The sequence below is a fragment of the Streptomyces sp. NPDC055078 genome (assembly GCF_053607985.1).
In genome coordinates, this window is sequence record NZ_JBSGUP010000039.1 from 1 (window position 1) to 26994 (window position 26994).

Sequence of the window (26994 nt, forward strand, 5' to 3'; positions counted from 1 at the left end):
CGCGCCATCCGGCCCATGGCCCCGCAGTTCATGCACACCGGGCCGGGCGGCAGATGGCGGGTGCCGCAATCCTCGCAGCGCGAGCCGGCGAGGCCGAACTTCCACGCCCCGTTGCGCTGGGACGGCGGGGCGGCCGGGCGGTCGGGGTCGGGGCGGCGGGGCGGTTCGCGCCGCAGGAAGCCGCGCCAGGTGAGGAACCGCTGGTAGTCCAGCCGCCGTCCGCCCTCGGCCTCGTCGGCGAGGGACGGTCCGGTGCGGCGTGCGCGCAGCCGCTCCAGCGCGGGGGTGGTGCGCAGGACGAGGGCGTCGGCACCGTCGCCGATGACGACCAGCAGGATCGTCTCACCGGGGGCGGCCCGGTCCAGGGCGGCGGCGAGCAGCACCCCGGGCTGGGCGGTTCCGGCGGCGCCGATGACGGCGGAGAGGTCGTCGACGAGGGCGGCCTCGCGGCCGAGGAGCCTGGCGGCGGCGCGTACGGCCCTGCGGTGCAGCCCGGCGACAGCGACATGGTCGACATCGGCCGGGGTGAGGCCCGCGTCCTTGAGCGCGGACTGAACGGCCTCGGCGACCAGTTCGGCGTAGAGACCCGCGGCGAAGCGTTCCTCCCAGATCCGGCTGGCGGAGTCGCCCACGATCCGCCACCGCTCCAGGAACTCGGCGGTGGCCGAGCCACGTCCGACGAGTGCGGCGGCCACGTCGTCGCCTCTGCCGAACAGCAGCGCGGCCGCGGCGTCTCCGCCGTCGTGTTCATCGGCGGAGCCCGGCAGGCCGGTACGGATGTCCGAGAGCACCGCGAGTGCGGGGCGTCCGGCGGCGGCGGAGTCGGCGGCGGCGAGCAGGGCGCCCGTGCCCGAGCGGGCGGCGCCCGTGAAGTCGTAGGCGGGCACGGACCGGTCGAGGCCGAGGGCGGCGTGCACGGTGGTCGCGTTGGTCTTGTCGGCGTAGGCGGGTGTGGCGGTGGCGAACACCAGGCCGCTCGGGCCGGTGGTGGCGCCGGCCAGGGCGTGCCGGGCCGCTTCGACGCCCATCGAGGTGGTGTCCTCGTCGTAGGACGCGACGGTGCGGGTGCCCTTGCCACCTCCGGAGCCCAGTGCCCTGCCGATGTCCTGGCGGTCCAGCCGCCAGACCGGCAGGTGCACCCCGTAACCGATGACACCGATGTGTGGTTCGGCGGTCATGACACTCCTTCGCACGAGGGGTTGTGCCGCGTGTTCTCCTGCCGTGTCCACGCGGATCGAGGGCCGCCGCCGGCTCCCGTTACCGGTTCGCGCCCGGGAGCGGGTGCCGTGCGGCTCCTGCTCCCGCCGCGGGGAACGGCCGGAGGGAGCGGTGGAACAGCGCGGCGGACGACAACGCCGGATCGAGGAGAGACGACAGCGATACAGGAATCACTCGCGTCGCGGTGCGCAGGTTCCACGACGACGGGGCGGGGGCAGTCGCTCGACCGCGACTGCCGAAGCACACGTTACATACAGCGCACCCCCGTGGGCCAGTCCTGTGGGGTGAACGGCTCTGACCACGCTCTCATAGGTTCTCCCTATTCCACCGAGAGACGGATCAAGTATTTACTTGTCAAACACACCCTTCTAGGGTGATGACGGGCGGGCCTGCGCGGGACCGTGTACGGCCGCCGCAGCCCGCGGCGGCCCTGGCATCAAGGGAGTTCCCCCGATGGGTTCACTGCAAGGGCGGGTCGCCGTCATCACCGGTGCCGGCCGGGGTCTGGGCCGTGAGTACGCGCTGCTGCTGGCCGCCGAAGGCGCCAGGGTGGTCGTCAACGACCTCGGCGGGAGCATCAGCGGCTCCGGCTCCGACATCGGTGCGGCGCAGTCGGTGGTCGAAGAGATCACCGCGCTGGGCGGCGAGGCGGTCGCCAGCACCGACAGCGTCACCGACTGGGAGGGCGCCAGGCGCATGATCGCCACCGCGGTCTCGGTCTTCGGCGATCTGCACATCGTGGTCAACAACGCGGGCATCCTGCGTGACCGGGTGCTGGTCAACATGTCGGAGGACGAGTTCGACACTGTCGTGAACGTCCATCTCAAGGGCACGTTCGCGGTCACCCGGCACGCTGCCGAGTACTGGCGCGCGCAGGCGAAGGCGGGCATCGAGACGGACCGTTCGCTGATCAACACCTCATCGACATCCGGGCTGCACAGCAACCCCGGACAGGCCAACTACGGCTCGGCCAAGGCGGGTATCGCCGCGCTGACCCAGATCGCCGCCAAGGAGCTGAAGCGTTACCACGTACGCGCCAACTCCGTCGCACCGGCCGCCCGGACACGGATCACCGAGTCGGCTCCCGGCCTCAACGCGATGATGGCGTCGACGGGCGACGCGCCGTTCGACGTCTGGGACCCGGCCAACATCGCACCGCTGGTCGCCCTGCTCGCCTGCGCCGACTGCCGGTTCACCGGGCACACCTTCCGCGCGTTCGGCGGCGATGTGGGTCTCTACCAGAGCTGGAGCGTCGTGGACGAGGTCAGCAGCGACAAGCGCTGGACCGTACGGGATCTCGCCGAGGCCACCGCCCGTATGCCCGACGAGCCCCCCGCCGTCCACACGGGCGCGAACCGACCGGCGGCCACGGGGCACGCTTCCGCCTGAACAACCGGGCGGCCGGCCGCGAGAACGGGTACGCGCCCTCTCACCTCCGGCCGCCCGGGTGGCCGGCCGACTGCCGCCGGCCGACTGCGGCCGGATGTGAGCCGGGATCAGTGACTCTCCTCGCCATGGAGTCGTCGGCCCGGCGGGCGCCATGCAGGGGAGGTGGGCGCTCCCCGGGCGGTCTGTCCTCCGACCGCGCTGCCGTCCGCCGGGGGTACGCGTGCCGCGACGCATCGGTTCAGTGCCGAATGCGCTGTCTGACGACGGCCTCCTGGACCGTCGAGGCCACGAGCACTCCGTCCCGCGTCCAGCTGCCGCCCACGCGCAGGCCCCTTCCGCCGGACGCGGTGGGACCGCGCAGCGCGAACAGCAGCCACTCGTCGATCCGGAACGGCCGGTGCAGCCACATCGCGTAGTCCAGCGAGGCGAGGTGGATCCCCGGTGTGTGTCGGCGCAGCGGCGTCGGCGGTTCGTGGGCCAGTGCGGCGGTGGGGCCGAGCGAGATGGTCCCGGCTCCGGCGGTGGGCGTGCCGGTCCCGGACCCGGCGGCCGGTGTCCGCGCCGGACCCGGCGGAGGGCGCCGGTGCTCCCAGGAGGCCGGGCGGAGTGTGCGGGGCGGGCGCGGCGGACGGCGAGGCCGATGGCCGAGGGGCCGCCGCCTCCCGGGACGATCACCGCCGGCCCGGCCGCGAGTCGCCCTCAGACACCGAGGGACTTGGCGATGATCGTCTTCATGACCTCGCTCGACCCCGCCCAGATCCGGGACACCCGGATATCGGCGTACAGCCGTGCGATGGGGTACTCCAGCATATAGCCGTAACCGCCGTGGACCTGGAGGCACTTGTCGATGACACGGCCGGCCATCTCGCTGCAGAACAGCTTCAGCCGGGCCGCGTCGGCGGACGTCAGCTCGCCCGTGTCGTGGAGATCGAGGGCACGGTCGACCATGGTCTGCCCGGCCTCGGTCTCCGCCGAGCACTCGGCCAGCACGAACTTGGTGTTCTGGAACCCGGACAGCGGCCGGCCGAACACCTCGCGCTCCTGGGCGTACGCCACGGCGAACCGGATCGCGGCGACGGCCGCGGCCTGGTTCTGGACGGCGCACGCCAGGCGCTCGTGGACAAGGTTGAGTGCGAGATAGGAGAAGGCCGCGCCCTCGTCGCCGAGCCGGTTCGCCACCGGGACGCGGACATCGGTGAAGGAGAGTTCGGCGGTGTCGGAGGTGCGCATGCCGATCTTCTCCAGCTTGCGGCCGACGGCGTATCCCTCGCTTGTGGTGTCCACGCACAGGATGGACAGGCCGGCGCGGCGGTCGTCCGGGGTGGCGGGCGAGGTGCGGCACACGACCAGCATCAGATCGGCCTGTACACCGCCCGAGATAAAGGTCTTGGCGCCGTTGAGCACATAGTGGCCGCCGTCCTCGGTCGGGGTGGCGGTGGTCCTGATGCCTGCGAGGTCGGAACCGGTACCCGGTTCGGTCATCGCGATCGCCGTCATGATGTCGCCCGACAGGAATCCCGGCAGCCAGCGCCGCTTCTGCTCGTCGGTGCCGAACTTCAGCAGATACGGCAGTGCCAGCCCGGTGTGCGCGCCGGTCGACCCGAGGCTCACTCCGGCGCGGGCCGTCTCCTCGGCGATGACGGCCGCGTACTTGTAGCCGACGACACCCGCGCCGCCGTACTCCTCCGGCACCTCGATACCGTAGACGCCCAGCTTTCCGAGCTTGCGGTAGAGCTCGCGGGGCACCATGCCCTCGCGCACCCACTCGTCGTGGTGGGGAACGACCTCGTTGGCGATGAACTCGCGGATCGTGCCCCGGAATGCCTCGTGCTCCTCGGTGAACACCGTACGGCGCATGACACTTCTCCCCTCGGGATGTACCGACGCCGGTGTCACGGCGGCAGAAAGATCTCCGAATCAAGCCGATTAACTTTTTACAACATGATGGCTACCGCACCCAAATTAGCCAGTGAGGACGACTCTGTCCATGGATATCGCCACCCTTCCGCAAGGGAGAGACCTCGCCTGACTCAAACTGGATCTTCACTTATCCGGTTGCGGCGGCCGGCCCGAGATCCCGCCCGAGGAGGAATCGCAGCATCAGCCCGGCGACCTCGTCGGCCGACGCCCCGGCCCCCCGCCGCCTGGCAACGGTCGCCTGCACCGCCATCCGGGCGGCGGCGAACACGACCTGCGCCTCGGTCTCGTCCAGATCGCCCCGCACCTCCCTGAGGACGGCGACGCAGACGAAGTGGATGCCGGCCCGGCGGTGGCGCAGCCGGACCCGGTCGCCTTCGGGCAGTTCCTCGGTCTCCCGCCCGGCGACGGCGGTGAGATCGGTGTCGTCGAGAGCCACCGAGACATAGGCGCGGGCGATGAGGCCGAGCGCCTCCTGCGCGGAGCCCGCGGCGTCCAGGGCGCGTTCGACGGCGACCTCGGTCCTGCCCACCGCGTGGTCGTAGACATCGACGAGGATCTCGGCCTTGCTGTCGTAGGTGCCGTACACGGTGGGGCCGGAGATGCCGACCGCCCGGCCGATCTGCTCCATGCCGACGCCGTGGTAGCCGTACCGGCGGAACAGCAGCGAGGCGGCGTCCCTGATCTCCTGGCGGCGCGGGCGCGGGGTGTGCCAGGTGCGGGCGGGCGGCTCGGCCGGCGGGGCCGGGAGGGAGCGCACCGGGGCCGTCACCAGCGCCAGGGTCGCGTCGGTGAACAGCGCCTGGAGCCGGCGGCGGGGTACCGAGGCGGAGCGCCGGGCCAGCAGCATCAGCGCGCCGTTGACCGCCCGCTGGCGCGTCACGGCCTCCCGGCGGGTGATACCGGGACGCACCGCGCGCATCACGGTCTCCCACTGACCCGTCAGCTCTCGCTCCCCGGCCCGGATCCGGGCACTGGCGGCATCCGAGAGCCAGCGCCACTCGCGGAGATAGGTGGCCACCCGGTCGGGCCGGGAGAGGGTGAGCCCGACGGCGCCCGCGACCACCTCGCGCATGGCGTCCCCCGGCGCGGCCCCGGGGGTGGGAACGGCCGCGGCCCGGAAGTCGTCCAGGCAGCTCTGGAGAATGGACTGGAAGAGATCGTCCTTGCCCGCGAAGTGCCGGTAGATGGCCCCCGGGGTGACGCCCACCCGGTCCGCTATGTCGCCCACACCTGTGGCCGCGTATCCGCGTTCGGCGAACAGTTCGGCCGCCATGGCCTCGATGGTGGCACGCCGGTCCTTCGGGCGCCGGGCACGCTCCTGCGCGGTTTCGCCGATGGTCACCGGAAGATCACGTCCACTCGTCGGGAAGCGGGCGCCCTCGGCGCCCTGGTGGCACCGGACCATCGGAACAACCCTCTACTTCTCCCGGCCTCTCAGCGCGCGGAAGTGCTGGACAGCCTACAAGCTCCCGATGGCACGGTCCACACACATCAGCCGCACGACTGTTTACATAGAACCTTGCCCGGGTATGCGGACCAGGCCCTGGATCAGGGCTTGTTGGGGCCTTTCACACTCTCGCAGCGAGGCGAGAACGGCTGACCGTATCCGTACATCGACGCGTGAACGGGCATCCGTATGAGGCAGGTCACCCTCGGTCTCCACTTGACAGTCGAAGATCAGAAGTTACAAAGTAAATGTTCACTAGAAGACTGACTGCTCTCATGCCGGTGGGAATACGCCCCCGGCCCGCGCACCCGGGGGCGATGGCGCGACGAACAGGAGTGACGTGACCATAGAGATCACCGGCACAGAGCAGTGGCAGGCATGGGACAGCGGCGTCATGCCGCCGGTCGAACAGGTGGCCGGCGGCCTGTGGTCCATCCCGGTCCCCATTCCGGACAACCCCCTGCGGTACACGCTCGTCTACGCACTGGAGGCGGCCGGCGGCCTGGTGCTGGTCGATTCGGGGTGGAACACCCAGGAGAGCTGGGACGCCCTGTGCCAGGGCATCGCGTCCGCCGGGGCGGACATCACGGATGTACGGGCCGTACTCGTCACGCACTACCACGCGGACCATCTCGGGCTGGCCGACCGCATCCGCCGGGCATCGGGCGCCTGGGTCGGCATGCACCGTCTGGACGCCCTGCGCGCCCGGCGGACCCCGACGACCTCCGGGCAGTGGCACGAACAACAGGTGCGTCATCTCAGGCGCCACGGCGCCCCGGCGGACGCGCTGAAGTCCACGGGCAACGGAATGGACGTGGAGCGCATCCTCAATCTCGCCGAGCCGGACTTTCCGCTGGAGGACGGCGAACTGATCCGGGTGGCCGGGACCGCGCTCCGGGTGGTCTGGACGCCGGGGCACACCCCCGGGCACTCCTGCTTCTATGAGCCCGAGCGACGGATGCTGTTCTCCGGCGATCACGTCCTGCCCCGTATCACCCCGCAGATCGCGGTCTACGGCGACTCCGACGGGGACCCCCTGCGGGACTTCCTGCTGTCGCTGGAACGGCTGGACGGGATCGACGTCGACGAGGTGCTGCCCGCGCACGAGTACCGCTTCCGCGGCCTGCGCCCCCGCGTCCGGACCATGGTCCGCCACCACACCGAGCGGCTGATCGAACTCCACCGCGCCGTCAAGGAGGCTCCCGGTTCCACCGCCTGGGACCTGTCCGCCCGGCTGACCTGGTCCCGCCCGTGGGAAACCTTCAGCGCGGTGTCGCGGCGCTTCGCCGTCGGTGAGACCGTCGCCCATCTGACCCTGCTGCGCACCCGGGGTGAGGCCGCCGAGCGGGGGACCGAGCCGGTCCGCTGGTATCCGGCACCGGAGGTGCGCTGAGCCAGTGCGCTGAGCCAGTGCGCTGAGCCTGGCAGTTGGAGAGCCGCATCCGCACGGCGGCCACCACGTTCTGGCATCAGTGCGGGACCGCCCGGACCGGCGTCGACGGCGATACCGACGCCGTCGACGATTCCGCGCTGCGCGTCAGGGGTTCTGAAGACCTGACCCTGCGGACACGGGGTCCCGGGGCGCCTTCGCCGACCGTACGGCCGTGCCCCGGCAGGCGAGCGGGGCACAGGTCTCCGAGGTCCCCCACCGCCCGCCCGCCGAGCCCGTGCGCTACGGGCGGCACATCCCGCGCTGAGCGCAGCCAGCCTGCCCTGCCCTGCCGCGCAAATGCCCCGCCTTGCCGTGCCCCGCCGCGCAGTGCCCTGCCCTGCCCTGCCCTGCCCTGCCCTGCCCTGCCCTGCCCTGCCCTGCCCTTAAGCCTCGGCCGGTATCCCCAGTCCCCTGAAGTGGGTCGAGCGCGGGCTCCTCCGGTCGCGCCGAGGGCGGGCGGTATCACCGACCCGCACGGATCCGGTCGGCTCCGTCGCGCCGCGAGGTTCCCGCTGCCATGGGCCGTTGGCCTGCATGGATCGGCATGAAGCGACGAGAATTGAGCCATTGGCCCAGTTGCTACGGATCTGATCTGGACGATTGTCCACCCACTACCTACGATCCGCTGCATCCGGACTAGTTGGAGGAACGATGACGATCGTCGACGGCAGGTCTGTCTCGCCGCACCGCCCCTTCTCTCTCGACGACCGCTACCTCGCTCCGAGCGGGACGGTGCACATGACAGGGGTCCAGGCACTGGTCCGGCTGCTGCTGGACCAGCGGCGGCGGGACAGCGCGCACGGCCTCGACACCCGCGCGTTCGTCTCCGGATACGAGGGCTCGCCGCTCGCGGGCCTGGACATCGAACTGGGGCGGCGGCAGGCGCTGCTCGATGAGCACGGCGTGCTGTTCACGCCGGGGCTCAACGAGGAGGCGGCGGCGATGGCGGTGCAGGGCACCCAGCTGGCGTCGGTGTCGGGCGGGTTGCGCCACGACGGTGTCGTCGGGCTCTGGTACGGAAAGGCGCCCGGCCTCGACCGGGCCACCGACGCCCTGCGGCACGCCAACCTCATGGGCACCCATCATCTGGGCGGTGCCCTGGCCGTCGTCGGCGACGACCCGGCGGCGAAGTCGTCCAGCGTGCCGTGCGCGTCGGAGTTCGCCCTCGCCGATCTGGCCATGCCGACGCTCCACCCGGCGGATCCGGCCGAGGTCGTCGAGCTGGGCATGCACGGCGTCGCGCTCTCCCGCGCCGCCGGCCTCTGGGCCGCGATGAAGATCACCACTGCCGTGGCGGACGGAGCCTCCACCGGCCCCGTCGGCCGGTTCGCCTCGGTCCTGCCGGACACCGAGATCGACGGGAAGCCATGGCGGCACACCGTCACCGGGAAGCTGCTGCAGCCCACGCTCGGCCCGCTCGAACGCGACCTGCACCGTATCCGCCTCGAACTCGCCCGCCGCTACACCGCCGCGAACCGCCTCAACACCATCCCCGTCCGCAGCACCGACGACACGATCGGCATCGTGGCATCCGGCAAGACCTGGCTCGACCTCCGGCAGGCCCTCACCGCCCTCGGCCTCGACGACACCGAGCTGCGCAGGCGGGGCATCCGCCTCCTCAAGCTGGGCATGGTCTGGCCGCTCGAACCGGGGATCGTACGGGAGTTCGCGAGCGGGCTCCGCGAGATCGTCGTGGTGGAGGAGAAGCGGGCGTTCGTCGAGACCGCGCTCAAAGAGATGCTCTACGGTGCCCCGGCGGCCCCCGCGGTGCACGGCAAGCGGGGTCCCGACGGTGCCCCGCTGCTCGCCGAGCACGGCGAGCTGGACCCGGACGCCATCACACTCGCCCTGGCCTCCCGGCTCCGCGGGCTGCCGACGGTCGCCGCGTGGCACGAGGCACGGCGGCAGCGGCGCCGGGGCCCGATCATGCTGTCGCTCACCCCGCGCACCCCGTACTTCTGCTCGGGGTGTCCGCACAACTCCTCGACCAAACCTTCCGGCGACTCGCTCGTCGGCGGGGGCATCGGCTGCCACGCGATGGTCCTCATGATGGATCCGGGGCAGGTCGGCGAGGTCACCGGGCTGACCCAGATGGGCGGCGAGGGCACCCAGTGGATCGGGATGGCCCCGTTCGTCCGGGCCCGCCACCTGCTGCAGAACCTCGGCGACGGCACCTTCCACCACTCCGGCTCGCTCGCGATCCGCGCCGCCGTCGCGGCGGATGTGAACATCACGTTCAAGCTGCTGCACAACTCGACGGTGGCCATGACCGGTGGGCAGGACGCCGTCGGCGCGATGCCGGTCCCGGAGATCACCCGGCTGCTCGCCGCCGAGGGGGTCCGGCGGACCATCGTCACGACGGACGAGCCCCGGCGCTACCGAGGCGTCCGGCTGGCGAAGGGCGCCGAGGTGTGGCGCCGGGACCGTCTCGACGAGGCGCAGCGCGTCCTGTCGGCCGTGCCGGGCGTCACCGTGCTGATCCACGACCAGGAGTGCGCGGCCGAGAAGCGGCGCAAGCGCAAACGCGGCACCCGGCCGACACCCGCGCAGCGCGTCATGATCAACGAGCGGGTGTGCGAGGGCTGCGGCGACTGCGGTGTGAAGTCGAACTGTCTGTCCGTGCAGCCGGTCGACACCGAGTTCGGCCGCAAGACCCGGATCGACCAGTCCTCCTGCAATCTGGACTTCTCCTGCCTCGACGGCGACTGCCCCTCCTTCCTGGAGGTCACCCCCGGGCGGCGGGTCCTGCGCGAGGCCGAACCGCTCGCCGCCGATGCCTCGCCGGAGCCCGGGGCCGCCGGACGCACCTCGGTCACACTGCGGCTCGCGGGGGTCGGCGGCACCGGCGTCGTCACCGTCGCGCAGATCCTCGCCGTCTCGGCGGTGCTCGCCGGGCGGCAGGTGCGCGGCCTCGACCAGACCGGGCTCGCGCAGAAGGGCGGCGCGGTCATCTCCGACCTGCGGATCACCGAGGACACGGTCGAAGCCTCCGGGCGCCTCGCGAAGGGCGAGTGCGACCTCTATCTCGGCGCCGATCTGCTCGTCGCCGCCGACGAGTCGACGCTCGCCGTCACCGACCCCGCCCGGACCACCGCGATCGTGTCGACGGCCAAGGTGCCCACCGGCGCGATGGTCGTGGACACCGGCATCCCCTTCCCCGAGGTCGATTCGCTGGTACGGCGGATCTCCGGCACGGTCGCGTCCGGGCGGTGGCTCGATGCGCGGGCCACGGCCGAGGAGCTTTTCGGCAGCGACCAGTACGCCAACATGCTGCTCGTCGGCGTGGCCTACCAGACCGGCGCTCTCCCGTTGCCGTCATCGGCGATCGAGGAGGCGATCCGGATCAACGGGGTGGCGGTCGAGCGGAACATCCAGGCGTTCCGGCGCGGCAGGCTGATCGTCTCCGACCCCACGCGGTCCGACCCCGCGCGGTCCGACCTCACGCGGCCCGGGCCCGCCGGGGCGGCGGAGCCCGAGGTGGCTTCCGTACCGGCGCTCGACGCGCCCGCGGACTCCGCGCTCGCGCGGCTCGTCGGCATCAGGGTGCCGGAGCTGGTCGCCTACCAGGACGCGGCCTACGCCGCCCGCTATGTCGCCGACGTCGAGCGGGTCCGGGCCGCCGAGGAGGCGGCCGTACCGGGTTCGGCAAAGCTGGCCGAGACGGTGGCGGCGAACCTCTTCAAGCTTCTCGCCTACAAGGACGAGTACGAGGTCGCCCGCCTGTCGCTGGACACACGGGCCAGGGCCGAGGAGAGCTTCGGTGCGGGCGCCCGGGTCGCCTGGAAACTGCACCCGCCGGTGCTCCGGGCCCTCGGGATGCGGCGGAAGGTCAGCCTCGGCCCGTGGTTCACTCCGGCGTTCAGCGCCCTGCACGCCATGCGGCGGCTGCGCGGTACCCGGCTCGATGTGTTCGGCTACGCCCGGGTCCGGCGGGTCGAGCGCGCGCTGATCCCGGAGTACCGGAAGGTGATCGAGGAGCAGCTGGCCCGGCTCGCTCCGGACACTCTCGAACGCGCCGTCGAGATCGCGGGGCTGCCCGACCTCGTCCGTGGCTACGAGGAGATCAAGCTCAGGTCCGTCGACACCTACCACGGGCGGCTGAAGGAGCTGCGGTGACACGGGCGGCCCTCGAACCCGGCTCGGCCCGCGGACCCGGACCCGGCTCCGGCTCCGGCCCGCGGCTCCGGCTCCGGCCCGCGGCTCCGGCTCCGGCTCCGGCTCCGGCTCCGGCTCCGGCTCCGGCGGTCACTCCCCGCCCGCCCCGCCCGGTATGCCCTCGGGGAACGAGCGCTCATGCCGCGTACGGCAGACGAGCCGACCCTGGTGGAACACCACCCGGTCCGCTCGGGCGTCCGCCATGGCCGCTTCGATGCTGTCCGCCCGCACGGCCAGCAGCTCTGCCGGGGCGCCGGGTTCGATGCGGGTGGCCGCGAGGCCCATGGCCGTTCGGGCCGCGCGGCTGACGGCGTCGTAGGCGGAGCGCGGTGAGAGGTGGCCCGCCAGGACCAGCAAGGCGGCGGCTTCCAGGGGATCGAACCGGCCGAGGGGGTTGAACGGATCCCGGGCGTTGTCCCCGCCGCCCGCCACCGTGACTCCGGCGGCGTGGAGCTGTGCGATCGCGGTGAGCCCTCTGGGCACCGGGAGTGTGTGGTCGCGTGCCTGGAGAAAGAGGTTGGTCCCCGGACAGACCACGACGGAGATACCGGCCCGGGCCACCCGCGCCGCTGTCCGCGCGACCGCGTCCGGCGGCTGTGTGCCCAGGCTGACGCAGTGGCCGGCGGTCACTCCGTACGGGAAACCGGTTCTGAGCACCCAGTCGGCGAGTTCGCCGAGGGTGTTCGAGCGCGGGTCGAGTGTCTCGTCGATATGCAGGTCCACCGCCTTTCCCCAAGTGGCCGCCGTGTTCATCAGGATGTCCAGGCACGCCGGCGGGTCGTCGTCCCGGTAGGGGGCGCCGCCCACCGCGTCGGCGCCCGTCCGGAGCGCGGCCACGAGGAGGGAGCGGTTGTCCGCCCCGGCGGACCCACGGACCGGGAAGTCCACGAAGGCCACGATCTGGAGGTCCAGCCGGCCCCTGAGCAGTTCGCGCGCCTCTGTCAGCGCTTCGACCATGACCAGTCCGGTCGTCACACCGACGTCGACATGGGTGCGAATCGCGGTCGCGCCGCTGGTGAGCAGCTCGACAGCGGCGCGCAGCGCCCGGTCGCGCACATCGGCCCGGGAGATCGATCCCCGGGCCGCGTACCAGGCCGCGACCGCCGAGTCCAGATCTCCCCGCCCCACACCGTCACCGCCGAGGCCGCCGAGCAGCACCTTGTCGAAGTGGCAGTGGGGCTCGGCGGGGGCGGGCAGGAGCAGATGGCCGGTCAGGTCGATCCGTTCACCGTCGGTCTTCAGGATTCCGGCCGCCGCGACCGTACGGATATGTCCTGCGTCCAGCAGCACATCGGCGAGGTTCCCGCCGGGAAGCCGGACGTTCGCCAGGAGCAGCGGGGGCTCGGGCGCACGCGTCGGTGCGTGCGTCGCTGTACGGGTCGGTACGTGGGCCGGTGCACGGGCCGGCACCTGGCCCTCGGCACGGGTCACTGTGCGGTCCCACCGGGTCGCCCGGGAGCGGAGCGCCGGGCGACGACACCGCTGAAGAGGTCTCCGGCGTCGAACTCCCCCATATCGGGTGTGACGACCTGGCCGTCGAGTTCGTCGTAGAGACTGAAGCCGAGCAGATCGACACCTGCCGCGCGCAGCCTCTCCGTCGCCACGGCCGCGCTGCTGATGACGGCGGCCACCTCATGGCCGGGGTCACAGGTGCCGGTGACCCGTTGTCTGGCCGCCAGCAGGGTGCCGCCGGTGGCCGCGACACAGTCGAGATAGACCGTCGCCTGATAGGTGTCGCGGGGTATCGCCGTCATGTACTCGTCTGCCACGGACCGCTGATCGGGCGAGCGCCGCATGCCGAGCATGCAGAAGTCCGCGTGCGGCACGGCTCTGGCGAAACCCGGGTACATCAGCGCGCCGCCCCGCAGGACGATCACACAGAGCACGTCCCGTGGGGAGCCGAGTTCCTTGCGGAGGATGTCGGCGGTCCGCAGCCCCAGTACATCGCCCAGTTCGATGATTCCGTGGCGTACCTCCCCGGGGTCGGTGGCGTGCCGCAGCCGGGCGAAGCGCCGCTCGTCATCGGTGATCTCCGCCGGGAAGGTCACTGTGCCGCTCGGCTTCCCCGGACGATGTCACGGCAGATCGCCGCCAGGTCGACAGCGGGGTCGGACAGGATTCCGGCCAGGGGGTGCCCGGGGTCCACCGTGGCGCGCTTCCGGGTCACCAGGTCCTGGGCCGCGATCAGGGTGACGGCGAGCCGGACGTCGTCGGGCGCGAGCAGGTCGTCCACCAGGGACGCCGAGTCGTTCTTCGCCAGGGCGGCCGCGTGGGTCCCGGGGGCGAGTTCCATGACGAGATCGGACAGGGCCCAGATCCCCTCGTCGACGAGGAGGTGGGTGATGGGGTCCTCGAAGAAGTAGGTGACCGCTTCGGCGAAGGTCCGCTCACCCAGGAGGAGTTTCCGGTCGGGCGCGGTGCCGCAGAAGATCCAGAACGTTCCGTCGGAGTTGAGAGTGACGGCGAGTCCGCCCCCGGCCGTGTACTCGCCGCGAATCGCGTCGTTCACGGCCGTGGCCAGTGACAGATTCCCCGGCCTTGTCTCAAAGGGGCCGTAGTATTCGCGGAGTGTCTTGGTGGCTCCCTGGTGGTCCTCTGTCAGCCGGAGAGCCTTTCCGCTCCGCCGGAAGACATTGAAGGTGAGGGGGACGGTCTGGCCTCCCGGCAGCAGGAGGGTCCGGTTCCAGTCGTCGACCTCCTGGATTTCCGCTGCCAGTTCGTCGGCGATCATCCGGTCCACGGTGCCCATGTCCGGTTGGATACTGCGCAATCCCACGGCGAAGCCGGGTGCGGTTTTCGCCCAGCACCGAAGCACATGGCCGTAGTGCTCGATCCGTACCGGGCGTGGTGCGTTGAGATGGTATCGGTCGATGCTCAGCCGCAGCAGCAGTTCCGGGTTTCCGGGATTGCGCGATCTGGCTTCGCCGAGCTGGCGCATGATGCGCGCCGTGCGTTTGGGGGTCATGGCCCAGTGGCCGGCTGTGACGATCTCGATCCGGGGTACGTCGACCGACTCCAGCAGCCGCAATATGCTGGAGAACTCGAGGAAGGGCTCCCCGCCGCCGGTGATGTTGAGCTTCTGCGAGGAGGATTCCGAAATGAATCGGATCGCACCCTCCAGTTCACCCTTCGACAGCGCGACCTTGGCGGACTTCCGTACCAGATCCGATGAGTACATGCAGTGCTCGCAGGCGACCGGGCATAACTCGCTCAGATGGATAAAGAAGCTCGACCCATGGGACGGAAGCTCTTCGAGCAGGTGCCGGAATGACTGGATGAGCGTTTCACGGGCGGGCGACGGGTCGGCGAAGGCGTCCATGAGTTGTGGGTATGGCAACCTTTCCCCCTAAGTCATATGCCGGAGTCCGCACAGAGGGGATTCACTCTCGGGATTCACTCTCGATGAGCAAGATCGATGAATTCAAGATCGATCAATTCAAGTCCAACTGTAAGCTTCCTGCCTGGGATATCAGTCGTCAAGCGCCACGAACGCCCGAGGACCAGTTGGCCGGAAATGGCGTGTCGTACATCGGATACGGGACAGTCCTTGGGGGCGCACCGGCCGCGGGCCGGCCCCGCCGGTCCGGGTCATGACTCCAGATGGCGGGTGTCACCGAGGCTGACCACTTGGCGGTTGTGGAAGAAGTCGTCCTCACGGAGCTTGGTGATACTGCCCGAGGGCGCCCGGAAGTTGACCCGGCCGAGCGACTCGACCGGCATGCCGATCCAGGACGCCACGACGAACGTCAGGGCGAACCCATGGGTCACGATGATCTGGTGTTCGTACGGGTGGCGCAGAATCTCGTCCATCGCCGCGTACACGCGCCGCGCGAACACCGCCTTGGTCTCGGCTCCCGGCACCCCCTCGTCATGGTCCAGCCGGTCCCCGTCAGCGGGCGGCGCGACAAACCGCTCGTCCAGCCACTCCTGCGGCCTTCCCTCCGCCTCGCCGTACGACTTCTCCCGCAGCCTCCGGTCCAGGACCGGCTTCACCCCGAACACCTCGGCCGATTCCCCGGCCGTCCGCCGGGTCCGTCGCAGATCCGATGAGATCAGCTCGACCTCGGCACCATCGGGGATATCGGCTCGTAGCGCCCGGGCGATGGAGACCGCCGCCCGGACACCGGCGGGCGTGAGGTCCGAGTCGTGCCACCCGCCGACCAGTCCCTCGACGTGGTGTGTGGCCTCCGGGTGAGCGACGACATGGATAGTGCGCACCGGCGTATGCCCCTCTTGTCTTCTTGTAGTGAGATCCCGGCACAACCCCGGACCACGACTAGGGCAGCGACAACTCCAGAATCATCAGGCCCCACAGCAGTCGTGCATGGTCCCGGCCCGCCAGGTGTTCCGCGATCACTTTACGCACGGCGGCTTCGCCCAGAAAGCCGGAGGCACAGAGCCGGGGCCTCGTCAGAACGCCGGCAGCGAAGTCCCAGAGGGCGGTGCCCCGTGTCATAAAGGCGCTGACCGGAAAGGTGAACGGTTGTTTCTGCCGACACCAGACCGCCGGTGGAACCAGCCGCGCCCCGGCGTCCCAAAGGATTCCTTTGCGGCGCTCCCCGTCGACCTTCAGAGCGTCAGGAGTGCGTCGTGCGAAGCGGGTGACGGCAGGCTGACAGTACGGAACGCGGCATTCGACCGCGTGTGCCATGGAGAGGTGATCCAGCTTGCGCAGGTTGAGACTCGGCAGTTTGTGCAGCCGGTCGAAGGTCAGGAGCTGCTCCAGGCGGGTGGGCGCCGGGTGGCTCAGCAGTTCCAGGGAGCGCTGACGGCTGCTCACCCCGGTGTCGAGGAGTTCGCGGTACTCGGGTGTGCAGAGCTGCCGGTACTCCGCCTGCGGCACCAGGGAGAGCCGGTCGAGATAGCGGTGCGGCCAGGCGTCGTCGGGTGCCGCGAGGGCGGTGCTGTAGCGGCGGTAGCCGCCGAACTGCTCATCCGCCCCGTCGCCCACGAAACAGACCCGGAATCCGCTGCTCGAGATCTCCCGGAACAGGGCGAACGCGCTCAGTGCGTGTGACGTCGCGTTCGGGGTGCCCAGCGCTGCCACCATGGCCGGGATCAGCTCGGGCAGCTCGGCCTCGCGGATCTCCACCACCTCAAGCGGAATACCGGCGTGCGCAGCCGCCGCGCGGGCGAAGGTCTGTTCGTCGGAGGGGTGGCTGCCCTCATGGGTCACATGGAATCCGGTCACATCACGGCGGCGTTCGCCGAGCAGGGTGGCCAGGATGGCGGAGTCGAGACCGCCCGAGACCTGTACGGCGATCGGCGCGGCCTGAAGTGACATGTGCGCCACTTCCCGGGACAGCAGCGCGCCCAGCCGACTTGGTGTGCACTCCTCGTCGGCGGGTGGCGCCGCCGGCGGACCGGCATCCGGTGGTCGCCGTTCGACCGCGCTCCCGCCGTCGCAGAGCAGTTGCTCACCCGGCCGCAGGGACGAGACACCGGAATACCAGGAGGACCCACCCGGCAGGCACTGCCAGTTCAGATAGGCGTCGACGGCGAACGCGTCGAGGTCGAGGGGCTTCCGCAGCAGGGCGGTGAGGCCGCTCAACTCGGACGAGAACGCGACGCCGTCCCCGGTGACCGCGTAGTACACGCTTTTGACGGCCAGTGGATCGCACCACAGCTTCAGCCTGCGTCCGAAACGCAGATCCACCACGGCGATGGCGTACATTCCCTCAAGCCGGTCCACGAAGCGGTCTCCGTGGAGTTCGTAGTACGGGATCAGGACCGAGCCGTCGGAGTCGCCGTCGATGTGCACACCGTGCCCGGCGAGTTCCTCCCTGATGGCACGGAAATTGTAGATCTCACCGTTGAACACCGCGTACACCGAACCGTCGGCATTCGTGAACGGCTGATTTCCATGCGCAGGGTCCTGGATGGAGAGACGGTTGCAGCCCAGACCCCATTTCTCCCCCCTGGCGTAGCGCTGGCGATCCGGGCCGCCCGACAGCTGAGCATCCCGCGCGGCGTCGAGAGCGGTTATCTCGGAATCATGTCCGAGATAGCCGTAGATCCGGCACAATATCGTCTCCCCCTGGCGATCTGTGAAGCCTGGGCGGCCTCTCAGGCGGACTTGTTGTTCTCGCCGGTGGGCGCCGTCCGGTCGGCGGCCCACTGCCGCAGCGGCAGTCGGTGCTCGACCGCGCCGCGCACTTCCATGGCGGCCAGCAGTTCACGCAGCGAGGGAACATCGTCTTCCGCCTCGCGTGCGCGAAAGCAGTACTCGTTCGAGATCTCGGCGTTCCAGCTCATCGTCTGGTGCAGTTCGCTCTTCAGCAGATCGATAAATTCCCGCCGGCTGACGAAGGCGTCCACCCCGTCGCGGACCCGGCGGATCTCGGCGAAGGCCAGATCGATGATGTCGAGCCATTCCAGGACGGCGTCGGGCGTATCGGCCCCGTCCGCCGCGCCAAAGGTGTTCAGGCGGCGGAACCGTGCGCACAGCCCGGACAGCCGCTCGGGCAGCCGGGCCAGGAACCGCCCCAGGTACTTCGGGTTGCGGTTGGTGTTTCCGTACACATGGGTCAGACCCCGGAAGGTGTCGACGCCGAGCTTACGGGCCGCTGTCAGCGCGGCGTCGTAGTCCCCCTGCGCCCACATTCCGGCGAGGTCGCGGAAGTCCGGGTAACTGCCCACGGCGGTGCGGAAGGCGGTGTACGTGATCTCGCCGATGCGCAGATCACCGGTGATCCGCGCGAATCCGGCGGCGTTCGTCAGCGGGACACCGTAGGTGAGGCGGGACAGCACCCGGAAGTCCACGGCCGACGCGGCGAAGCCGGACGACTTGCGGGCACGGTTCCTGGTGTGGGCGTACAGCTGGGCGTGCGACGCGAGCATGCTGGAGATCTCCTGGACCGTCCAGTACTCGACGTCCACTCCGAGCAAACTGCAGGGCAGATAGTCGAAGCTGGCCTTCACCCGGTCGCCGCTCGTGTAATACCGCATATGGCTTTCGCGGGGGAAGGTGTCACGGTGGAATCTGTCGTCCTTCGACTGCGCGATCACACAGAAGTCGAAGTCCGACGACGGGGTTCCCGATCCGTCCACGAGCGAGCCGGACAGAATCAGAATATCGCTGTCAACGAGATGGATCTTCGCGAGTACGGCCTCCTCGTCGAAGTCGTCCATGCCCTCGACTGCGGCGATATGTCTGCGGAAGGTGAGCACGACAGTATGGCCCCCTCTCTGCCCATTGATCATTCATGGCCCGGCCGGGGCGAGTCCGTCCGGCGGCGTCCGCTGTTTCCCGCAGCCGCTTCCGCCCTGCTGCGGCGTTCGGCTCAGCGGCTGGACATCAGCCGCCGGCAGATATTCCGGCCTCGTTCCCATTCCTGCGGTCAGGGCCGGTCGTCCGGCCCTTGGCTTCTTCGGCAGGTGTTTCCGATTGAATTCCGGCGCTGACTCAACGTAGTGGATTTCTCACTCTGCATCAAGACCCCGATGAGGTGGCCCTTGTATGGCCCTTGTATGCGCGCGCCCATCGAGCGCACCCCTGATTCGCACGGTGCGCCACGGACGGAAGGTGCCCGGTATACGGTTCATCGAGAAACTTCCTTCGTTCGCGGGATAGCGTGTCCCGGTGACTTCGCTGAATTTTCGACACGCGGTACGCGCGGTCGTCCTCGACGAGGACGACCGCATCCTGCTCTGCCGGTTCGTCATCCCGCGGAAGCCCTCCGGCACGATCGTGGTGTGGGCCGCACCGGGTGGGGGTTCGGCGCCGGGCGAGACTCCTCTCGATGCCCTGCGGAGGGAGTTGTACGAGGAGGTGGGACTGACGGTCGACGCCGATCCGCCTCATGTGTGGCACCAGGAGGTCGTCGATCCCTCGATCGCCGCCGGCTATGACGGTGTCATCAACGACTACTACCTGGTCCGTACCGCGTCGTTCACACCGCGCGGCGGGCTGACCGATGCGCAGCTCGCCGCGGAGAACATCTACGGCACACGCTGGTGGCCGCCCCGGGAGATCACCGGCTATCGCGGCCCGGATCTCTTCTCGCCCAGGGATCTCGGTGCCCCGTTGGCCGCACTGATCGCCGGCGGGGCTCCGGCCGTGCCCGTGCGGCTCGGGCTGTGAACGGGACGGCTCGGGCTGTGAGCGGCCCGACTGCCGGATCCCGCCGGCGCCGACCGGCCCGGGCGTCACATCCGTGACACCTGCCCGCCCAGGTACTCGGCGAGCCGGTCGACCTGTCGGCGGACATCACTGAACCGGTAGCGGAAGCGGAAGGTCGGCAGCGCTGTCAGCGCGCCGTGGGTGCGCCGGAGGGTCCCGGGGTCCGGCTCGTGGCCGAAGATATTGAGGTGTTTGTTCGGCAGCGGCAGGACGCGTCTCGCCAGCAGTTCGCCACGGGCCGAAGGCGGTACCGGCACCGCCCCGGACTCCGACTCGTCGTCGGTGAGGCTCAGATGAACGAGCGCGTCCACCTTGACGGACTGTCCGATCCTGGTGTCGAGGAGGCTCGCATACTCCCAGGGGTAGATCAGAGCGGTGCCGTGCCGCTCGACTCCCGAATCCCGCAGGCTCATCAGCGTCTGGTTGGCGGGGTGCGACAGGGAAGTCCGGACGGCCCGCGCGCGCTCCCGCCCGAACAGCAGGTCCAGGGTGTCCAGTCGGACGGAGATGGACCGGGGCCACCCGGCACCCAGGACGCCGTCCCCGCCGGGATCCACCGTCAGGCTCACATCGTCGTTGCACACCATGACGCCGGATCCGTTCAGCACACTGGCCATGATGAACGAGGTCTTGCCCGCCCGGCTCCCACCGACCAGGGCCACCCCGAGACCGTTCAGTTCGACGAGCCCGGCGTGGAGGAAGAGCACGCCCTGCCGGCTCGCCTCGGAGCGGTGGATCGCCCGGGTGGCCCGCAGGACGGACTGAGTGACCCACGCGTCCCCCACGGGGGCGACATGGAAGAGAGTCCGGCCGGCGTGGTCGACCGCGTACTCCACGGCCACTTCGCCCAGGGCGGTGACCGACTCCGGCACGGCGTGTCCGGGTGGGGCGGTGTCCGCGACCACCTGCCATACGCCGGGGTCGGCGGCGCCCGGCTCAAGGGTCAGATAGGGCTCCGCGAGCCGGTGGACGCGCTCTGCCACGTCCTGTGTGCACCTCAGGCCGGTGCGTGCGAAGCGTGAACGGAAGGTGTAGCGATGCGTCGAACCGCTCGACTCCATCTTCGTGTATCACCCCGTGTCTGTGTCCGGGCCTCGAACGGCCCCAGGTCAACGGTGAACCGTCCCGGTGCGAAGACCCCGGACGGCCGGGTGAGTCAGGTGAGTTGTGCCTCGATGATAGGTTCCCGGGCTGATGTGCGACAGGGGGAGCCCGGAGCACTCCCGCAGGCGGGCGCGTGTGTTCACCACCCCTCAGGGGAGAAGGGCCGCCGGTCTGCGCCGGCCGCCCACACCTCGCCACCGGGAGATCACTTCGTATCCCTCCGGGTCTGGTGCTCGTCCGCCACGAACGGCCCCCGGGTGTCCCAGCCCAGCTCATCGAGGCGGCGGAAGAATCTGCCGTTCGACCGCGCGGCGGGCAGATCCAGCAGCCGGACGAGGTCGGCCGCGGCGGGCTCGGGGGCGCCCGGGGCCGACTCCGTACCCATGTCGGTGCGGATCCACCCCGGACAGTAGGAGAAGGCGGACAGATCCCCGGCACCGGCCGCGAAGTGCCGCGCCACCGTGAGAACCAGTGAGTTGACCGCCAGCTTGGACGAACGGTAGGCGAACGACGCCCCGTCGGCGTCCTGGAGCCGCCCCATCCCGGACGAGACACAGACGACGCGCCCCGACCCGCGCGCCAGCATGTGCGGCGCGTATGTGAGGACCAGCCGCGCGGCGCCGAAGAGATTGACCTCGAAGGTGTCTCTGAGATCGCTGACGGACAGGGCGAAGAGATCGCCGTATCCGCTCCGGGGGTCGTCGAGGTACACACCCGCGTTGTTGACCAGGACATCGACGTCCTCGCAGGCGAACAGGCCGGCCGCGAGCGGATCGCGCAGATCGACCGTCCGGTAGTCGTCCAGTGCGTCGTTGCGCGGCGAGGCCGCCAGACCGGCCCCCAGTACGCGATAGCCGGCCGACTTGAGCGCCCGGCAGATATGCACCCCGAGGCCGCGGGAGACTCCGGTCACCAACGCACTCGGCATATCCGCGAGCGTAGCCCTTCCCGCCCGGATCCGTCAGACGGGCAGAGGTGTGCGGGTACGGCGCACTCGCTCACCCCAGGGTGGTGCGGGGGCGCGCTCGACGGGTGTGTGTCCTCGGTGTCCCCGCATCCGCCACCCCGCTCAACCGGTGTGATATGTCGGCCTGCTGGGCCCGTCGGGTCATCGCCCGGGATAGAATTCCGGCAGCACGATCCGCCCGGCCGCTCGCCCGACGGGGCCGGCGGAAGGACGAGTTGACCTGCACCGGGACAGGGTGAGGGGAGACGGCACACATGCGCTGGCACCGGCTGCTCGTCACAGGGGCGAGTGCGGCGGGGACGACGACCCTGGGCCGTGCTCTGGCGACCCTTCAGTCGGTACCCCACGCGGACGTCGACGACTACCTCTGGCTGCCGACCACCCCGCCCTACACCCACAAGCGTCCCGTCGATGACCGGCTCGCACTGATGAACGCGCTGTTCGTGCCGCGCGACTCGTGGATCCTGTCGGGGTCGCTGCGGGGCTGGGGGGACAGCGTCATCGAGCGGGTGGAAGGCGTGGTGTTCCTCGCGCTCGACCCGGGCACCAGGATGAGGCGGCTGGTGGACCGGCAGATCCTCAGATACGGCGACACGATCGAGCGCGGTGGGGTCAACGAAGAAGCCCACCAGGACTTCCTGGAGTGGGCGCGAGGCTACGACGACACCGCGCTCGCGGGCCGCAGCCGGGCCGTGGACGAGCGCTGGCTGGCGGAGCTGCCGTGTCCGGTGCTGCGGCTCAACAGCGCCGAACCGGTCGCCCGGCTGGTGGCCGGGGTGACCGACTGGCTCAGCGGCGAGGTGGCCGCGGGCGGCCACCGTCCATGAGCGGCCCGGCGCGGCTCACGGTCCGGCGGGCCATGGCGGTCATCGGCGCCGGGGAGGCCGAGGCTCTTGAGGGGCGGGGGGTCAACGCGTCCTACCGGATCGCCGACGGGGACCGCACCCTCTCCGTGAAGGTCCACTGCGAGGACCGGTCCACCGGCGTCGAGTTCCGGCGTATCCAGCGCGTCGACGCGGCGCTGCGCGGGACGGCCTGGTATCCCCCGGTGCTCGACCTGGGGATTCACCCGGCGGAACACCCCCGTCTGGTGGTCATCCGGCCGTTCGCCCCGGGAGCGCCGTCGGACAACGCGCGGCGGCACATCGGCGCGCTCATCGGTGTTCTCGGCGACCTGGCCGCGCGGGCGGCCGGCGCGGAGGCCGCCGAGGTCGCGGAGGAGCTGATCGGGGACTACGCGTCACCGTGGCTGTCCTGCGGGGAGCGGGAGCGGCGGCTCGCGGAGCAGCGCCTGACCGGTGCGTGGGGAGACCTCACGCGGGCCGTGGACGACCATCTCGGTGACCTCCGGGACAGCGCCGTACGGTTGACCGGTACGCACGCCCCCGTGATCTACCACGGCGATCTGCACGGCAGGAATCTGATCCACGACCGCTCCCGGCCGCTGACCGTGATCGACTGGGACGAGGCCGGATTCTCCCGCCGGCCGGCCGATACGGCGAAGGCGCTGTGGCTCTCCTGCCGCCGTGGGCGCGGTGACTTCGTACTGGATCCGGTGGCGGTCCGGCGCTTTCTCGAGGAAGGCCGCACGCGCCTGGGTGTTCCGTATGCCGACGCCGGTGATCTGGCGAGGCTCGGGGCGATCTGGTTCCTGCCGAGGGACAGCCATCTGACACTGCTCGAACAGCGGGACGCGAGCCTGGTGCCCTGGTACCTCGGCTGGGTCTCCAGGTTCTTCTCGCGGCTCGGGCAGAACCTGGAGTTGATCGCCACGACGGCGGCGGCGCTCGACCGGAGCGGGGGCCACGACCGCTGAGGTGCGGTCATGCCCCACGACCGCTGAGGGGCGGTCATGCCCGTACGGCGCCCAGGAAGTCGTCCGCCAGTGCCGCGACATCGGCCGCGCTGCCCAGCGAACAGCGCAGCACCGGGAGTTTCGCGATGTGTGCCAGGAATCCTTCGACGGACGGGGGTGCGGCACGCCGCTGGACGGGCACGCGCAGCCAGTCCTCGCCGTACAGATTGTCGTCGAGGGAGAAGCAGTTCCGCCGGATCACCTCGGCCGCGTACCCGGGTGTCGCGGGTTCGAGGAAGTACTCGGCGTCGAGGTCGACGCGGGGCAGGAGGACACCGGCGAGTGGCGCGTCGGGTACGACGCGGACGCCGAGGTAGCGGTTGACCTCCCGGGAGCTGAGCTTCAGCTTGTCCTCGCCCTGGAACCGGTCCCAGTCGGACCCTGGGCGCGGCAGGCCCGCCCGGACCGACCAGCTCTCGAAGCCGGTGACGCCCATGACGTCGAGCGACCCCTTGTTGATGGCGAGGGGCAGCGGGCAGGCGGTCACGTGGTAGCCCTGTTCCCGCCGGTCCAGATGGATGCGGTCATTGCCGATCCAGCCGGACTCGGGCAGCAGCCGGGCCAGCGCGATGGCCGTCGTGGACTTGCCCGCTCCGGAGTCGCCGATCACCAGAAAGGCGCCGTCGCCGCAGACGAACGCCGAGGAGTGCAGGATCAGCGACCCTTCGGCCTGGGCGATCCTCGTGGCGACGTCGCGGATGATCCGGGTGAGCCAGCGATCGCCAAGCCCGGACCTGGGGCGCACGATGGTCACCCGGCGATCGGTGCGTACCAGAGCGGCGACTTCGTCGGCGTTCACGTCCTCAAGTCTGAAGACCGTGTAGCTGTCGCCGTCGAATCGCGGCAGCCGGTGGTTCCGGGTGAGTTCGTACTCCCCCTGGGCGGCGCTTGTGGCCACCCGGTCGAGCAGTTCGTGGATGTCGGCGGGGTCGCGGGCCAGATCGACGATGGTCAGGTCCGGGTCCGTTCCGCTGGAGGTCTCGAAGACGCCCAGCATCCCGGGTGGGCAGAAGGTCTCCGACACCAGTCCGTCGGCCTCGGCCGAAGCCGTGGCGATCTTCAGTCGTTGATCCCGGACCCGCAGATAGCGAGCGGTCGCTCCGTCGGGGTCATCGGCTATGAGCTGGCTGACGTTCATCAACGCTCCAGGGGTAGGGGGCCGGTCAGCCGGAACGGGCCGGAACAGAGCGGCACGGGCCGGCGGCAGCGGTGGTCAGTACAGCGGGCACTGCCTGGCCTTCCCACGGCGGAACACCGTCCAGGTCGAGAACCCGATGTGGTGCAGCACCTCGATCACGGCCGGGTACTGGTCGCAGATGCGTTCGGGGACGTGCGCGTCGGATGCGAAGGTGATCGGGACACCGAAGTGGTGGGCCCGCTCCAGCAGGTCGAACTCGGGGTACCAGCCGCCGCACGCCTTGGTGCCGCCCGAGGTGTTGACCTCCATGACGGAACCGGAGTCCCGGATCGCGAGCAGCATCTCGTCGGCGGCGGCGGGTGCGGGTACGGCGCCCAGTTCCGGGTGGTTGCCCTTGAGGGCGTCCACATGACCGATGACGTCGAACAGTCCGGACCGGGCGCACTCGGCCACCGTCCGGAAGAAGCGCGACTTGATCGCGGCGAGGTCGGCCTCGTGGACCGACTCCCATCGCCTGGTGTCGAAGATGTCCCGGCCTTCGAACATATGGACGGACCCGATGAGGTAGTCCAGCGGATAGCCGCTCAGTGCCTTGGTGTACGCGTCCATCCGGCCGCTGAAGTAGTCGGCCTCGGTGGAGACGAGGATCTCGATGCTGCGCTCGAACTCCGTCTTGAGCGCCAGGGCCTCGGCGATGTACGACGGGAACTCCGACTTCGGCATCGCCACGGGCGGCAGTGCGTGGTCCTCCTCGGCCGCGAACATCGGGGTGTGGTCGGAGAGCCCCAGGACCTTGACACCCTTGTCGAGCGCCGCCAGGACGTAGTCGCGCAGCGACCCGGTGGCGTGCCCGCACCGGTTGTGGTGGGTATGCAGATCGATCATCGCCTCACACCGCCAGATATCCGCCGTCGACCGGGAGATCGACGCCCGTGATGAAACTCGCCTCGGAGGAGAGCAGGAACGCGATGGGCGCGGCGACCTCCGCCGGATCCGCGAACCGGCCGAGCAGGAACTTGCCGCCGTGTTCCGGAGCCGCCTCGGCCGCCGCCCGGTCGAGCCCGAGGGCCTCCCGGTGGTATCGCTCGTTGTTGGCGTTCCACACGGTCCCCGGGCTGACCGAGTTGACCCGGACGCCCCGGGGCGCCAGCTCCTGCGCCATGCACCGGGTGAACCCGAGCACGGCCGACTTGCTGGTGTTGTACGTCAGATAGCCGCTCTGGGCGATGTGCGCCGAGATCGACGCCATGTTCACGATCGCGGCGCCTGCGTCGCGTTCCGGCAGCCCGGCGACGAACTCCCGGGTGACCAGGGAGAGGCCGACGATGGTGGGATCGAACGCCGCGTGCCAGTCCGCCGGGGTCGCCTCCAGGCCCTTGAAGACAAAGCCCGCGGCGAGGTTCACCAGCAGCGCCGGTCTCGGCCAGTCCGCCGGGACGCCCGCAAAGGCCGCTGCCACCGCCGCCTGATCCATCACATCGCCGACGGCCAGGCGCACCGCGTGGCCCTGGCTCCGCCACCGGTCCACCACGGCCCGGCCGTGCTCGGCGCTCTTGTCGTAGACGATGACGCGGCAGCCTTCGGCACACAGCCGTTCGGCGACGGCGGCACCGATGCCCTGGGCGCCGCCGGTCACCATCGCGGTGCGTCCGGCGAGTCCGCGCGGGAGACGGCTCACGCCTCGGACCCCTTCCCGGTGACGGTCCACCGCTGTACGCGGTCGAGCACCTCGTCGCGGCGGAGGTTCTCGGTGGCACCGTGCGGTGCCACCGTCTCGCCGGAGTCCTCGGTGACGTCCGGGTCGGTGGCCAGCGCCGCCACGGCGGCCATCGGCACCCCGCGCCGGGCCAGCGACCGGCCGAGCGCGGTGTGCTCGATGCCCCGTCCATCGGCGGCGGCGAAGTACCGCCAGACCTGGAACATCCCTTCCAGATGGCCCGCCGACAGATGGACTCCGTTGCGGCCCTCGGAGAGCGTGACCCCGTCCTCCCCGCCGGTCAGGGCCGCCAGGGCACCGCGCAGCGACGCCGGGGCCGCGGCGGCGGGATGGAGCGCGCCCAGCAGGTGGGCGCGCAGATCGCCGGTCTCCCGGAGGCTGTGGCACTCCAGGAGGCCGACGAGCGCGTGGGGGCCGGTGTAGTTCGCGGCCAGCGCCGGCAGAAACCCGTTGAGCACCGTGACGGGGCGCCCGTTCAGCTCCACCGCCGAGGCGTACGAGCCGGAGCCCAGTTTGTGGATACCGGCTCG

General features: G+C 70.4%; 23 protein-coding genes. 7 read left to right on the plus strand and 16 right to left on the minus strand.

Annotated features, from left to right (window positions below):
- The coding region (locus ACWF94_RS05930; RefSeq protein WP_453485088.1) for a zinc ribbon domain-containing protein at window positions 1-1178 on the minus strand (1178 nt) is incomplete at its 3' end.
- A gap of 493 nt (window positions 1179-1671) precedes the next feature.
- On the opposite strand from ACWF94_RS05930, the gene ACWF94_RS05935 reads away from it, so the two are divergent.
- Window positions 1672-2607 carry an SDR family oxidoreductase gene (locus ACWF94_RS05935; RefSeq protein ID WP_453485089.1) on the plus strand — a complete coding sequence of 312 codons (936 nt, stop codon included), beginning with the start codon at window positions 1672-1674 and terminating at the stop codon, window positions 2605-2607.
- Window positions 2608-2845: 238 nt separating this feature from the next.
- On the opposite strand, the gene ACWF94_RS05940 is transcribed toward ACWF94_RS05935, so the two are convergent.
- The 3 genes from ACWF94_RS05940 to ACWF94_RS05950 all read right to left on the minus strand — a co-directional run bounded on the left by ACWF94_RS05940 (window position 2846) and on the right by ACWF94_RS05950 (window position 5869).
- Window positions 2846-3364, minus strand: coding sequence for a hypothetical protein (locus ACWF94_RS05940; RefSeq protein ID WP_453485124.1), 519 nt, complete (start codon window positions 3362-3364; stop codon window positions 2846-2848).
- Complete coding sequence (locus ACWF94_RS05945; protein ID WP_453485090.1) at window positions 3307-4464, minus strand: acyl-CoA dehydrogenase family protein; 1158 nt, start codon at window positions 4462-4464, stop codon at window positions 3307-3309. The genes ACWF94_RS05940 and ACWF94_RS05945 overlap by 58 nt, the downstream gene beginning before the upstream one ends.
- 190 nt (window positions 4465-4654) lie before the next feature.
- Complete coding sequence (locus tag ACWF94_RS05950; RefSeq protein ID WP_453485091.1) at window positions 4655-5869, minus strand: TetR family transcriptional regulator; 1215 nt, start codon at window positions 5867-5869, stop codon at window positions 4655-4657.
- 445 nt (window positions 5870-6314) lie between these two features.
- On the opposite strand from ACWF94_RS05950, the gene ACWF94_RS05955 reads away from it, so the two are divergent.
- From ACWF94_RS05955 to ACWF94_RS05965, 3 genes are all read left to right on the plus strand, one after another.
- Complete coding sequence (locus ACWF94_RS05955) at window positions 6315-7367, plus strand: MBL fold metallo-hydrolase (RefSeq protein WP_453485093.1); 1053 nt, start codon at window positions 6315-6317, stop codon at window positions 7365-7367.
- A gap of 35 nt (window positions 7368-7402) precedes the next feature.
- The gene (locus ACWF94_RS05960; protein ID WP_453485094.1) at window positions 7403-7954 is read left to right on the plus strand and encodes a GMC oxidoreductase; all 552 of its coding nucleotides are present in this window, start codon (window positions 7403-7405) and stop codon (window positions 7952-7954) included.
- A 103-nt stretch (window positions 7955-8057) separates the two neighbouring features.
- Window positions 8058-11522: an indolepyruvate ferredoxin oxidoreductase family protein gene (locus tag ACWF94_RS05965; protein ID WP_453485096.1), complete on the plus strand. Its 3465-nt coding sequence runs from the start codon at window positions 8058-8060 to the stop codon at window positions 11520-11522.
- 129 nt (window positions 11523-11651) lie between these two features.
- Here the strand turns inward: ACWF94_RS05965 and ACWF94_RS05970 are convergent, their stop codons facing one another.
- The 6 genes from ACWF94_RS05970 to ACWF94_RS05995 all read right to left on the minus strand — a co-directional run bounded on the left by ACWF94_RS05970 (window position 11652) and on the right by ACWF94_RS05995 (window position 18731).
- Window positions 11652-12992, minus strand: a complete 1341-nt coding sequence (locus ACWF94_RS05970; RefSeq protein WP_453485098.1) for an amidohydrolase family protein — start codon at window positions 12990-12992, stop codon at window positions 11652-11654.
- Complete coding sequence (locus tag ACWF94_RS05975; protein WP_453485100.1) at window positions 12989-13609, minus strand: uracil phosphoribosyltransferase; 621 nt, start codon at window positions 13607-13609, stop codon at window positions 12989-12991. The genes ACWF94_RS05970 and ACWF94_RS05975 overlap by 4 nt, the downstream gene beginning before the upstream one ends.
- Window positions 13606-14880, minus strand: a complete 1275-nt coding sequence (locus tag ACWF94_RS05980; RefSeq protein ID WP_453485101.1) for a 4Fe-4S cluster-binding domain-containing protein — start codon at window positions 14878-14880, stop codon at window positions 13606-13608. Before ACWF94_RS05980 ends, ACWF94_RS05975 begins: the two co-directional genes overlap by 4 nt.
- A gap of 269 nt (window positions 14881-15149) precedes the next feature.
- Entirely contained in the window at window positions 15150-15779 is a 630-nt protein-coding gene (locus ACWF94_RS05985; protein WP_453485103.1) for a histidine phosphatase family protein, read from the minus strand.
- A 58-nt stretch (window positions 15780-15837) separates the two neighbouring features.
- The gene (asnB, locus tag ACWF94_RS05990) at window positions 15838-17586 is read right to left on the minus strand and encodes an asparagine synthase (glutamine-hydrolyzing) (protein ID WP_453485104.1); all 1749 of its coding nucleotides are present in this window, start codon (window positions 17584-17586) and stop codon (window positions 15838-15840) included.
- 41 nt (window positions 17587-17627) lie between these two features.
- Complete coding sequence (locus ACWF94_RS05995) at window positions 17628-18731, minus strand: hypothetical protein (protein ID WP_453485106.1); 1104 nt, start codon at window positions 18729-18731, stop codon at window positions 17628-17630.
- A gap of 412 nt (window positions 18732-19143) precedes the next feature.
- Between ACWF94_RS05995 and ACWF94_RS06000 the strand changes: the two genes are divergently transcribed.
- Window positions 19144-19644: an NUDIX hydrolase gene (locus ACWF94_RS06000; RefSeq protein ID WP_453485108.1), complete on the plus strand. Its 501-nt coding sequence runs from the start codon at window positions 19144-19146 to the stop codon at window positions 19642-19644.
- 65 nt (window positions 19645-19709) lie between these two features.
- Here the strand turns inward: ACWF94_RS06000 and ACWF94_RS06005 are convergent, their stop codons facing one another.
- Together ACWF94_RS06005 and ACWF94_RS06010 are read right to left on the minus strand one after the other, a co-directional pair.
- Window positions 19710-20666, minus strand: coding sequence for a hypothetical protein (locus ACWF94_RS06005; protein WP_453485110.1), 957 nt, complete (start codon window positions 20664-20666; stop codon window positions 19710-19712).
- A 326-nt stretch (window positions 20667-20992) separates the two neighbouring features.
- On the minus strand, window positions 20993-21715 hold the full coding sequence (locus ACWF94_RS06010; protein ID WP_453485112.1) for an SDR family NAD(P)-dependent oxidoreductase: 723 nt from the start codon (window positions 21713-21715) through the stop codon (window positions 20993-20995).
- 293 nt (window positions 21716-22008) lie between these two features.
- Here ACWF94_RS06010 and ACWF94_RS06015 point away from each other — a divergent pair, with 293 nt between their 5' ends.
- Entirely contained in the window at window positions 22009-22581 is a 573-nt protein-coding gene (locus ACWF94_RS06015) for a hypothetical protein (protein WP_453485113.1), read from the plus strand.
- Window positions 22578-23570 carry a phosphotransferase gene (locus ACWF94_RS06020; protein ID WP_453485115.1) on the plus strand — a complete coding sequence of 331 codons (993 nt, stop codon included), beginning with the start codon at window positions 22578-22580 and terminating at the stop codon, window positions 23568-23570. Before ACWF94_RS06015 ends, ACWF94_RS06020 begins: the two co-directional genes overlap by 4 nt.
- Window positions 23571-23604: 34 nt before the next feature.
- On the opposite strand, the gene ACWF94_RS06025 is transcribed toward ACWF94_RS06020, so the two are convergent.
- The 4 genes from ACWF94_RS06025 to ACWF94_RS06040 form a co-directional block, all read right to left on the minus strand.
- Window positions 23605-24747, minus strand: a complete 1143-nt coding sequence (locus tag ACWF94_RS06025) for a hypothetical protein (protein ID WP_453485117.1) — start codon at window positions 24745-24747, stop codon at window positions 23605-23607.
- A 75-nt stretch (window positions 24748-24822) separates the two neighbouring features.
- Window positions 24823-25632, minus strand: a complete 810-nt coding sequence (locus ACWF94_RS06030) for a histidinol-phosphatase (RefSeq protein ID WP_453485119.1) — start codon at window positions 25630-25632, stop codon at window positions 24823-24825.
- Between the two features lie 4 nt (window positions 25633-25636).
- On the minus strand, window positions 25637-26425 hold the full coding sequence (locus tag ACWF94_RS06035; protein WP_453485121.1) for an SDR family NAD(P)-dependent oxidoreductase: 789 nt from the start codon (window positions 26423-26425) through the stop codon (window positions 25637-25639).
- Window positions 26422-26994: hypothetical protein (locus ACWF94_RS06040; protein ID WP_453485122.1), on the minus strand; the 573-nt coding region annotated here is incomplete at its 5' end. The genes ACWF94_RS06040 and ACWF94_RS06035, both read right to left, overlap by 4 nt.